A 10,244-nucleotide genomic window follows, 5' to 3' on the forward strand; every position below is an offset into this window, starting at 1 on the left:
ATCCAAGCTCGCGCGAGCACGTACGGAGATGTGCTCCCGCCACTTTGCGATGACGTCTCGCGATGAGGTAGTCAGATACTGATGAAAATTCCACCTGCCGCGTGAAGTATCGCCCATTGCTTCGTCGTGTGTTTGCTAGGTTTTGATGTAGGCGGAAGTATGGTCCTGGATCCTGCCCGCAGGGACCACCAATCAGTGGGGGCTATCCAGCGCCGACTGCCTCTGCGCGGTAGTCCGACCAATAGCAGTGCGAGTACTTACCGCGGCGCGCGGTCTTGCGCTCGACGTAAAGGCGCACGCGACCGACAGGGCCGGCGTCTATCACTACCTGGTGCTCAGCGATGCCATCCAGGGTGGGTGCCGGCAGGCTGGCGAGTGCACTCGCGACGTAGTCGCCGCGGACTGACGCCAGGATGCCGTTCCTGGCGTCTCCCTGTTTCTGGCCGGTGGCGGGTGACGGGATCTGGCAGCCGAAGGCGGATTTGCTGTTGCCCATGGGACGCCTCTAAAGTAACTGTATGGATATACAGTATCACGGAAAGAGGTAACAGCGGGAGACTGAGGGCCAAGGTGGACCCATCCCGTCTACAACGCGCTTGTAAGTGTTTGATTCTATTGGTGCCGTGGTGTGCAAATATATGCATCGATAGCATCCATTGAAATGACGCAAGCACCTGATTTGCAAAGATAAACCGTTGATTGATGTGTCTTACCCGGCAGGTAATGACACCATCGCGATGACGTCTCCGGCGTCTTGCTTCGGTTCGCTTTTCGCCTCGCGCTACTTGTAACCGGGTTAAGAATTGGTAACTTCTCGATTCATCGGCCTCGGATAGACTCGATTGCAAGACCTCGATCGAGAGGGCTTCAGGAGAAATGAATGAGGAAGAACCAGGTAATCACGAGCTTGTTGCTGGCAGCGTGCGCATTCACGTCGGTCGCGGGCCATGCCCAGGACAGGGGCCCCGGCGGCGATTATCGCGGCGGGCCTCAGATGGAGCGGGACCGCGATCATGGTCCCGACCGGGATCGCGGCCCTGGCGGACCTGGCTACGAAAGAGACAGGGGCCGCGGCCCGATGGACCACCCGGCGGAATTCGACCGGCGTGCCGATCGTCCCGGTCCCGGCCGGTGGCACAAGGGCGACAGGATGCCTCCGGAATATCGTCATCGGCAATACGTGGTCGACAACTGGCGCGATTATCGGCTTGCCCCTCCGCCGCGCGGCTACAACTGGGTCAGCGTCGGCGGGGACTACCTGCTGGTCGCGATCGGGACTGGCCTGGTCTTCAATGTGGTTACCGGACGCTAGACTCCCGCTGGGAACAAACAGCCCGCCAGTTGGCGGGCTGCGAGGATCGGCCTTACGGCCCGGCGCCTGGTGCTCAGGCCGGATTGCAGGCCTGGCATGAGGCGTGCCGCCGCCGCGGCGGCTTGTGCCGGGCGCAGATCAGCTCAGCGCTGGCGAGGGGCCTTTGCCGTTAGCGGCTGGCTGCGGATCGCTTCCTCGAGCAGGTCGGCAAGCGCCCGCGTGCGTCGTTCCGCAAGCTGTTGGGCAGTGGGTTGCTGCGCGGGCGGCCGCGTGTCGGATCCCATCTCCTTCGCGACATCCACGCGACGGAAGGTATCGATCATCGAATTCGGATTCTGGAACATGAAAATCAGGGTCCAAGGCTGCTGGAATTGGTGCGATAAGGACTGGTAGTCCCGCGTCGAGCGGTTTGGCCGCATTGTGCGCCCGCGTGGACCGGGAACGATCCCCCTTGTCGGGGTAATCGGTTGGGACTGATCACAGTGGGCGGGCGTTGCCCGAAGCCCCTGCCGCTGGCGAAAAAAAAGCCCGCCAACTGACGGGCGGGCACTAAGAAGTGACGTTGGGCGGGACGCTTTTCCCGCCCGCGCATAGTGTCTCATTGCGCACCAGGGCCGGGGAGCCCCAATAGGGAGGGGTTTGTGCTTCGCCACTGACTTGACTTGGATCAACATCCCACTTACGGCGGCATGTTCTCCGGCCCGGCGCGCAAGTGGTCCCAGGGCAGGCTTCAACGACTCTGGTCCGCCGTGCGCGGGACGAAGCGCCAGCCACTGCGTTCCAGCGCAAAGGCAAAGCCCGTCACACGCTTGTCGGGCTCGCCGCCCATCGAGACTACGGCGTCGCAGGCCAGATTGCCACTGCCGCGGCTGACCTCGCAGTCGTTCAGTTGCTTGATGACCAGCGACGACGATAGCGCGGTCAGCTCGGTGGCGTGCTCTCCGGACAGGCCTTCTTTCAACTCGTTGCGCAAAAATTCGCGCATCAAAGCCGTGGCCTGGGCTGCGTCGGGCCCGTTCACGGCAGGCGTTTCGCGCCGCGCGAGCACCCAGGGCTCGGGGTTGTCGCGAAAGGCCAGGGCGCGGAAGCCCTCGCGCCGGCCCGCCTGGACGCCGACGATGCAGACAATCTCGCCGCCGCTGGGCGGCAGGCAGCCTTTGACCGTGTATGCCTTGATGGAAGCCACCAGTGCTGCGGCGAAGGGGGAGCGGGCACGCTCGGCCGCGGCCGGGTCGGTCTGTTCCAGTTGCCTGAGATGCTCGGCTTCCGACTCCTGGATGGCGACCGTTACCTGCGCTGGCGTGGGGACCAGTGCGGAAACGGCGGCCGCCGCCGGGGCTGCCAGCACGTTGGCACTGGCACATGCCAGGCAGAAAGACAGGGAGGCGAGAACTGAGGCGCGCATTGAGGCGAAGGCGGATTGGCAAGAAAGGGCGGCAGTTTAGCACTTGGGCTGTTGCAGTGAGCAGTTTGCATCACTCGCTGCGTATCGTTCGGTTTTTGCGCCGATTTTGCGAAAAGACCCTGCATATTGCGCAAAGGAAGTCGTCGCATGGGGGCCCTGCACGCGCGATTCATGTGCCCGCCGGCCTCCGCACCTGCCCTTGAAGCTCTCCTTCCTCGATGACTCACTTGCGGCGATGAACGATGCGATCCCACCAGTAGTGAAAGGGGTGAGCGTGTTCTGGATACAGCAGGGATTTATGGAAAAATCCCGCACGGATCACGAAAGCGTAAAGCAGGACGACTATCCCGAGGAATAGCAGATAGGCTGTCATGGCGGCTCCCTTGTCGGTGACCATGATTGATTGTAGGACGCCGCCCGCAGCCGCGATGGGCCGCTTGGCGCGCCAGCACTCGCGGGACGGCCGGGGCAATCCGGGCAGGTCGCCGGCCAGGGCCGCAGGAATTCCAGGAGCGTGGCGCGTCTGCCGTACCCGGCTCGCCGTCAAGCACGGGAATGGCACGCACGGGAGCTTGCACGGGATCCACCTATGATGGAAACGCGCCGGGATATGAAGTCAGGAGTCAGGAAGCCGCGCCCATGCCAGCCGTCCAGAGTGATATCCCTGCCCGCCTCGACCGCCTGCCGTGGTCGCGCTGGCATTGGCGCGTGGTGGTCGCGCTGGGCGTAGCCTGGGTGCTGGACGGGCTGGAGGTGACGCTGGTGGGTTCGTTGGGTGGCGTGCTGGAGCGTTCCGACGGACTTGGCCTGAATGCTTCCCAGGTGGGTTGGCTCGGCTCGCTATACGTAGCCGGCGCGGTCGCGGGCGCGCTGGTATTCGGCAGGCTGGCAGACCGGCTGGGCCGCAAGACCTTGTTCCTTGTGACGCTGGCCGTGTACATGGCCGCCACGCTCGCGACGGCCTTCTCCACCGGCTTCCTCTTTTTCGCGGTGTGCCGTTTCCTGACCGGGCTGGGCATTGGCGGAGAATACGCGGCGATCAACTCTGCGATCGACGAATTGATTCCGGCCCGTGTGCGCGGGCGCGTCAACCTGGCCATCAACGGCAGCTTCTGGCTGGGCGCGGCGCTTGGCGCCGGCCTGAGCCTGCTGCTGCTGGATCCGCGCGTGCTGGGTCCGGCGTTGGGCTGGCGCGCCGCCTTCCTGTTGGGCTCGGTGCTGGCGGTGGCCATCCTGCTGGTACGCCGCAATGTGCCGGAAAGCCCGCGCTGGCTGCTCTCGCACGGGCGCGGCGGGGAGGCCCTGGCCATCGTTGCCGCGATCGAAGCCGAGGTGGGGAGGCAGCACGGTTCCCTGCCGCTGGCCGTGGGCACGGTCGCTTTCCACCGCCGCGCGGCGCCCACCCTCGGCGAGGTCGCGCGGGTGCTGTGCCGCCGCTACCGTCTGCGCAGCGCGGTGGCGCTGGCGCTGATGGTCTCGCAGGCGTTCTTCTATAACGCGATCTTTTTCACCTATGCGCTCGTGCTGACGCGATTTCACGGCGTACCCGACAACCGCGTGGGGCTGTATATCTTTCCGTTCGCGCTGGGCAATGTACTGGGGCCACTGTTGCTGGGACCGCTGTTCGACCAGATGGGCCGCCGCCGCATGATCGGGCTGACCTATGTATTGTCGGGCGTGGGCCTGGCCCTGACGGGTTGGGCCTTTGTGCAGGGCTGGCTGGATGCGCGCAGCCAGGCACTGTGCTGGTCGGCCGTATTCTTTCTCGCGTCGGCGGCGGCCAGTTCGGCCTACCTGACGGTCAGCGAGGTGTTTCCACTGGAAACCCGGGCGCTGGCTATCTCCGTGTTCTACGCGGTGGGGACCGGCACCGGCGGCTTTGCCGGCCCGCTCCTGTTCGGCGCCCTGATCGAAAGCGGCAGCCGCGGGGCAGTGGCCGCCGGCTATGGAGTCGGCGCAGCGCTGGTGATCGGCGCCGGCCTGTTCGCCTTGCGCTATGCGGTCAATGCGGAAAAACGGCCGCTCGAGGAGATCGCACCGCCGTTGCCGGCGCGCGAATGAGGCCCGCCCGCGGCGCCGCTGCGGCGGCAGAGGACACCAGGCCCTGTTTACATTTGCCGAAATGTGTTCACATCCTGTCATCTGCGTGAGCAGGACAGGATGATTCGAACGCTGCTGAGTGACGATGAATGGAAAAAAGTCGAAGCGATCTTGCCGGGCAAGGAAGGCGATCGGGGTCGAACGGCTATCGACAATCGCTGGTTCCTCGAAGCGGTGCCATGGATAGGCCGCACCGGCAGCCCGCCCTCCATTCTGCTTCACCAAGGAGACGGAAGCGACAAGTATCCTGACATGGAGGGAACGCAAGATCGAGTTAGTCGCCTTGGATCCGGGTGATTGACGCGAATCCCTCCTCAACTGTTGGAGGTTCAAAGAGGGAAGCTACGCTTTCGATACTTTCGTCGGGGACGCGCTTATCCACTGGTCTCTGTGCGTTCCGTATCTTTGCGACGTTAAGCGGCGTGTCAATCCAGATCGCGTGTATTGCTGCATTTCTTTGACGTGCAATATCTATGATTGGCTTGCGGTGCCTTGCGCCAGGCAAGGCGGCATCAAAGCAGATACACGGCGCATGCTCATGCGCGTGCCTGCTAATCCAGTACGATTTCCCCGCCCCTTGCACTCCACAGACGACAAGGATCTGCGGGGGACTTTCCACGTGACCGGCTAAAGCATGCTCAAGCGCCGCGAAGCTGCTTGACCATGCCGCTTTACTTCTCTCCGGAGTCCACACCCTTCCCTTGGCCGTCTCCAGAAACGCATCGGGATTGATCACCTGTATGTCCATCACTGCAACTTGAACCGGAAAATTAGCCGAGCCATGCTATAGGTTTTTCTGCGCAAATGTGAACAGCTCCTAGACAGGATCCTTGCGGCGGAACGCCGCCTGCGCGGTGGCGATCAGCCGGCCATGGCTGTCGGTGATTTCGGCGTTGGAGAAAAACACCCGCCGCCCGCCGCCCACGCGCCGGCCCACCACCTGCAGCGGTTCCACCTGGGCGGAAGAGACATAGTTGACGTTCAGCGAGATGGTGGTGGCGGCGCGCCGTACGCCGTTCTCCGGGAACAGGCCGGCGTACCCGGCCGCCGCGTCCAGCAGCGTGGCCAGGATGCCGCCCTGCACCACGCCCGTATTGTTGACATGCGCGGCCTGCGGCATCAGCGACATGCGTACCAGATCGGGCTGCCATTCGACGATGGCGACATCCAGGGATTCGAGAAAAGGATTCTCCAGCGCATAGGGCTGATTGGCGGGGGCATTGTCAGGCATGGCTTGCCGGATGGCGGCGGTGAGTTGGAATGGCCGTAATGATAGCCGCCATGTCCATGCGGCGCTGTCAGTGGACCATGCCCGACAGCAGCATTGCGCATCCGCCCAGCGCGCCAGCCCAGCGGGCCGCGCGCACCGCGATTGCCGGCGCGTAGGTGAGCAGCAGCACGAGCAGCAGCGCACCGGCCGTCAGGGTGCCGATCCAGGAGGCCGTGCCCATGGGCCAGCCTTCCTGCCGCACGCAGGCCGCCAGGGCGAGGGCCAGCGCGGTCCAGCCCAGCCCATGCAGCCGCAGCCGCTCGGATACGCCGGGCGAGGCGCCGCGGCCATTGCGCTCGGCATAGTGGCGATCCAGCGTCTGGCTGAGCGCGGCAAAGCCGCTGAAGGTGAATGCCAGGGCAGTGAGAAAACCAAGGCTCGCGTTCATGCCGCACCTGTCGCGTCGGACGCTGGCATGCCGGTACCCTTGGCGGGCGCGGCACGTCGTGCGGGCGCAGGCTTGCGCCGGCCGAGGAGATGCGCCGCTCCGCCCAGGGCGATGCCCAGCGCCAGCACCGTCAGGTCGAAGCCGGCCACGGCAGCGGGCCCCTGCCCTTGCAGCAGGGTCACGCCCAGGTGGGTGTCCGTGGTGACGGCGTTGAGCACGGGAATGCCGGCCAGCATCAGCGCGCCGGCCCACATCTGCGCGCGCCACATGCCGCGCGTCGGCCGCCACTGCGCCAGTACGGCAGCCACCGCCCAGGTGATGAAGAAGGCGTGGATCTCCGCGTCCGGGCGATGCGCCGTTGCCACCGGCAGCAGGCGGTTCGCCCAGAAGTAGGCGGCGAACGCGATCGGCAGGCCGGCTATGGCGCCGATATTGAGGGCATCGACGAGCCGCAGGCCGAGGCCGGGACGCGCGCCGGCTGCCAGTGCCCGGGCCTGGCCCTGGCGCGTCTTTACCCCCCACAGCAGCGCACCGGTGGCGACCATGGCGCAACCCGCCAGCCCGCTCATGAAGAACAGTGCGCGCAACAGGGGGCCGGCGAAATGCGCCTCGTGCAGCCCCACCATGACGCCGCGGGTCTGGATGGCGGCTGCGGGGGCGTCGCCCACCGTTGCGACCAGGGCGCCGGTGGCGCCGTTGAAGCGCATCGAAGGCTCGTCCGCGGACATCGATCGTCCGCCGCTGCGCGACACCGTGACGGTGGCATTGGCGTCGCCAGGCAGGTTGATCACGATCCGGCCGGGCGGTGCGCCGTCCCAATGGCGCATGGCTTGATCCACCAGCGGCGCCACCGGCGTCAGCGGGGTTGCCAGTCCGCTCGGCTTGCCCTGCGGCGCGCGCCCGAAGACCTCGCTATTGAAGGCTTGCAGGTTGCCCTGGTACGCGGTCTGCACGCCCCACGGCATGTACATGAACATCAGCGTCACCAGGCCGGTATAGGTGATCATCAGATGGAAGGGCAGCGCCAGCACGGCAGTGGCGTTGTGCGCGTCGAGCCAGGACCGCTGGCCCTTGCGTGGCCGGAAGGTGAAGAAGTCCTGGAAGATGCGCCGGTGCGTGATGATGCCACTGAGGATGGCGACCAGCATGAACATGGCGCAGAAGCCGACGATCCAGCGCGCCCACAGCGCCTGCATGAAATACAGGTCGAAGTGCAGGCGGTAGAGAAACTCGCCGCCGCGCGTGTCGCGCACCTGCTGCAGGAAGGCACCGGTGGCGGGGTCGAGCATGCGGGTCTCGAAGCGCCCGCGGCCGCCGCCGATGCCCGAGGCCGGCGCGCCGGGCGGGCGCATCCACAGCACCTGCACCGCCGGATTGCGCCCGTCGGGCAGGCTGATGAACCAGCGCGGCGAGTCCGCCGCGTTGCGCTGCAGGAATTCGACCGCGCGGCTTACCGCTGCGGCGCTGGAGACCGGCTTGGTGGCCGCCCGGTGCAGTTCCGGCTTCATCCACAGCGTGATCTCGTCCTTGAAATAGCTGGCCGTGCCGGCGCAGAACACGAGGAACAGCACCCAGCACACCAGCAGCCCGGACCAACTGTGCAGCCAGGCCATCGACTGACGCAGGCCGGCCTTCATGAGGCGCTCCGCAGCAGGGCCAGCACGGCGCCGAGCACCGCAGCCGGCAGCGCCACACCGGCCCAGGCCTGCCATGCGCTGCCAGCGGCGAACACCCATAGCACCGAGCACGCATACAGCGAGAACGACAGCAGCGTCGCGGTCATGACCGCCTCGGCGGGCGGCAGCGGCAGCAGCACGGCCAGCAGGCCGGTGGCCACCGCTGCCAGCACGTATCCGCCGCCGATGGCGGCCACCACGCGCGAAGCAACGCCCAGGCGATAGCGGCCGGTCTGGCTCAGCCCCATGTCGGCTTCTCCCTCACTTGTTGGGCGCGGCCGCCGGGGCCGCCGGCAGCGCGGGCAGGCCATCAGCCTGCGTCAGCGACAAGGTGGTGACATAGCTGGCGATGTCATACGGCTTGCCGTTGCGCTCGCCGGCAGTCTTGTCGACGTGGTGCACCTCCAGCACGTAAGTGCCCTGCCACGGCTGCGCCAGGCGGACCATGCCCTGCTCGTCGGTGCGCAGCTCCCGGCCCCAGCCGGACTGCACCGCCACGCCCACCTTGGCTTTCGGCAGCGGCCGGCCGGCGTAGAACACCTGATACTCCCCGGCGCGGCCGGTCGGCAGGATGTCCAGCGCCAGCTTGGGCGCATTGCCGGCATAGCCGGCGCCCAGCAGCCGCGCGGCCGGCGTCCATGCGGTGCGGATGACCTTGTCGCCCTCCTTGCGCTCAAGCAGGGGATAGCCCGTTTCCTGCGCGACGATGGATTCGCCCGCGCCTGCGCGCGCCGACAGCACGAAACCGCTGGCGGCCTTGTCGACCTTGAGCGGCTGCTCGCCGCTTGCGGTCACCAGGATGGCGCTGGATTGCACGAACTTGTCCAGCAAGCCAGGCGAGGTCTCGCGCAGGTTCTCGTTGAACTCGCCAAAATACAACCGGGCGGCCGCGGGCGTCTGCTCGAGCCAGACCTGGTGCGCCTGTGCGGTGCCGCCAAGCACGGCGCCGCATAGCAGGGCGGAGAGAATGAGACGATTCATTGGCGATGGGTCCTTTCAGAATGGATGGGCGGTGCGGGGTGGCGCATCTTGCGCTCGCGCCGCAGGCTGTCCGGAAGTTGCATATGATAATCGTTCGCATTTGAGTTGTGTGGATTTTGCAGCATGGCAAGGGCTTGCAGGGGCAGCCGGAGCGGCGTGAAAGCGGGTGTCGCGATGGGGGCAGGCCGCGCACTATGCGTGGTCCGCCCGGCCTGTCTGGAGGCGGTTTCCGGCCATGCGGACGGGCGCAAGAGCGGGGTAAATTGGAGACTGCGCGGAGACCCGGGCCGCGCTCGGCTATCATGTGCGATCTTCAATATGACCGGTGTGCGGCGCAAGCCGCATCCAAGGCCGGGCGCCGTTTCTCCTATCTGCATTTATTGTGTCTTCCGCCATGCGTTCTTCAGTTCCCGCCGACGTCAAGAAAGTCGCTGCTATCGTGTGGATTCGTGTCCAGATGGAGCGACTCGGCATTTCCATGGACGAGCTAGAGGCGGCAGGCTGCTTTGCCCGCGTGGCGGCAGCGATTGCCGCCACGGCATCGCCTCCCGTCGCAGCCGGATCCACATCGACGCCCACGCAGGCGCCGGCGCAGGCAGCGGCGCTTTTGCCGGCGGCGCCGGTCACGGCACCACCGGCGGTGGCGCCCGTGCCGTCAAGGAAAGGGGAAGGGCGGAAACGTGTTCCCGAGCGGATGCCAGCGCCGGCGGTAACACCTGCAGCGACGCCTGCAGCGGCAGCGCTGTCGGCGGTGCCTCTGGCCGCGCCGGCAATGACGCCCGCAGCAACGCCCAGCGTGATGTCCGCAGTCACGCCGACGACCGCGCCTGCGTCAACCGGGCCGGTAGCGCCGGCGCCGGCGCGGGTCACCATGTCCGTGCCCGCGCATAAAGCGCATGCAGTGAAGCCCATGCCTGCGCAGGCAGCAGCAAAGGTGTCCGAGCCGGTGGTGGCGGCTTCCGAAGCGGCGCCGGTGCCAGCGCCTGCACCAGCGCCTGCACCAGCGCCTGCACCAGCGCGCCGCTATCGCAATGCCGAAGGGCAGGTCTGGGATGGCGAGGGCCCCATGCCCGCGTGGCTGCTGCGTGCGGTGAACGCGGGCCAGTCGGTGG

General features: G+C 66.2%; 13 protein-coding genes and 2 pseudogenes. 4 read left to right on the plus strand and 11 right to left on the minus strand.

Annotated features, from left to right (window positions below; genetic code table 11):
- Window positions 1–202: 202 nt before the first annotated feature.
- Complete coding sequence (locus P3W85_RS30085; RefSeq protein WP_276267463.1) at window positions 203–496, minus strand: hypothetical protein; 294 nt, start codon at window positions 494–496, stop codon at window positions 203–205.
- 384 nt (window positions 497–880) lie between these two features.
- Here P3W85_RS30085 and P3W85_RS30090 point away from each other — a divergent pair, with 384 nt between their 5' ends.
- The gene (locus P3W85_RS30090; RefSeq protein ID WP_017225269.1) at window positions 881–1,312 is read left to right on the plus strand and encodes an RcnB family protein; all 432 of its coding nucleotides are present in this window, start codon (window positions 881–883) and stop codon (window positions 1,310–1,312) included.
- Between the two features lie 143 nt (window positions 1,313–1,455).
- On the opposite strand, the gene P3W85_RS30095 is transcribed toward P3W85_RS30090, so the two are convergent.
- From P3W85_RS30095 to P3W85_RS30105, 3 genes are all read right to left on the minus strand, one after another.
- The gene (locus P3W85_RS30095) at window positions 1,456–1,656 is read right to left on the minus strand and encodes a hypothetical protein (protein WP_276267464.1); all 201 of its coding nucleotides are present in this window, start codon (window positions 1,654–1,656) and stop codon (window positions 1,456–1,458) included.
- Window positions 1,657–2,042: 386 nt separating this feature from the next.
- Window positions 2,043–2,660, minus strand: coding sequence for a hypothetical protein (locus P3W85_RS30100; RefSeq protein ID WP_276267465.1), 618 nt, complete (start codon window positions 2,658–2,660; stop codon window positions 2,043–2,045).
- Window positions 2,661–2,940: 280 nt separating this feature from the next.
- A complete protein-coding gene (locus tag P3W85_RS30105; protein WP_276267466.1) occupies window positions 2,941–3,114 on the minus strand; it encodes a hypothetical protein in 174 nt (57 codons plus the stop codon).
- Window positions 3,115–3,356: 242 nt separating this feature from the next.
- On the opposite strand from P3W85_RS30105, the gene P3W85_RS30110 reads away from it, so the two are divergent.
- Window positions 3,357–4,778, plus strand: coding sequence for an MFS transporter (locus P3W85_RS30110; protein ID WP_276267467.1), 1,422 nt, complete (start codon window positions 3,357–3,359; stop codon window positions 4,776–4,778).
- A gap of 99 nt (window positions 4,779–4,877) precedes the next feature.
- Window positions 4,878–5,021 (plus strand): annotated as a pseudogene (locus tag P3W85_RS30115) (transposase); the annotation flags it as partial.
- A 70-nt stretch (window positions 5,022–5,091) separates the two neighbouring features.
- On the opposite strand, the gene P3W85_RS45375 reads toward P3W85_RS30115, so the two are convergent.
- The 7 genes from P3W85_RS45375 to P3W85_RS30145 all read right to left on the minus strand — a co-directional run bounded on the left by P3W85_RS45375 (window position 5,092) and on the right by P3W85_RS30145 (window position 10,005).
- A complete protein-coding gene (locus P3W85_RS45375) occupies window positions 5,092–5,565 on the minus strand; it encodes an AAA family ATPase (RefSeq protein WP_346430301.1) in 474 nt (157 codons plus the stop codon).
- A 69-nt stretch (window positions 5,566–5,634) separates the two neighbouring features.
- Window positions 5,635–6,048, minus strand: coding sequence for a PaaI family thioesterase (locus P3W85_RS30120; RefSeq protein WP_017225764.1), 414 nt, complete (start codon window positions 6,046–6,048; stop codon window positions 5,635–5,637).
- Window positions 6,049–6,115: 67 nt separating this feature from the next.
- The gene (locus P3W85_RS30125) at window positions 6,116–6,475 is read right to left on the minus strand and encodes a DUF3325 domain-containing protein (RefSeq protein WP_276267468.1); all 360 of its coding nucleotides are present in this window, start codon (window positions 6,473–6,475) and stop codon (window positions 6,116–6,118) included.
- A complete protein-coding gene (locus P3W85_RS30130) occupies window positions 6,472–8,112 on the minus strand; it encodes a PepSY-associated TM helix domain-containing protein (RefSeq protein WP_276267469.1) in 1,641 nt (546 codons plus the stop codon). Before P3W85_RS30130 ends, P3W85_RS30125 begins: the two co-directional genes overlap by 4 nt.
- Window positions 8,109–8,399: a DUF3649 domain-containing protein gene (locus P3W85_RS30135; RefSeq protein ID WP_276267470.1), complete on the minus strand. Its 291-nt coding sequence runs from the start codon at window positions 8,397–8,399 to the stop codon at window positions 8,109–8,111. The genes P3W85_RS30130 and P3W85_RS30135 overlap by 4 nt, the downstream gene beginning before the upstream one ends.
- 13 nt (window positions 8,400–8,412) lie before the next feature.
- On the minus strand, window positions 8,413–9,132 hold the full coding sequence (locus P3W85_RS30140; protein WP_276267471.1) for a cobalt ABC transporter substrate-binding protein: 720 nt from the start codon (window positions 9,130–9,132) through the stop codon (window positions 8,413–8,415).
- A gap of 300 nt (window positions 9,133–9,432) precedes the next feature.
- The gene (locus P3W85_RS30145) at window positions 9,433–10,005 is read right to left on the minus strand and encodes a hypothetical protein (RefSeq protein ID WP_276267472.1); all 573 of its coding nucleotides are present in this window, start codon (window positions 10,003–10,005) and stop codon (window positions 9,433–9,435) included.
- A gap of 37 nt (window positions 10,006–10,042) precedes the next feature.
- On the opposite strand from P3W85_RS30145, the pseudogene P3W85_RS30150 reads away from it, so the two are divergent.
- Window positions 10,043–10,244, plus strand: a pseudogene (locus P3W85_RS30150) (H-NS family nucleoid-associated regulatory protein); the annotation flags it as partial.

Source organism: Cupriavidus basilensis, from assembly GCF_029335485.1.
GTDB lineage: Bacteria > Pseudomonadota > Gammaproteobacteria > Burkholderiales > Burkholderiaceae > Cupriavidus > Cupriavidus basilensis_E.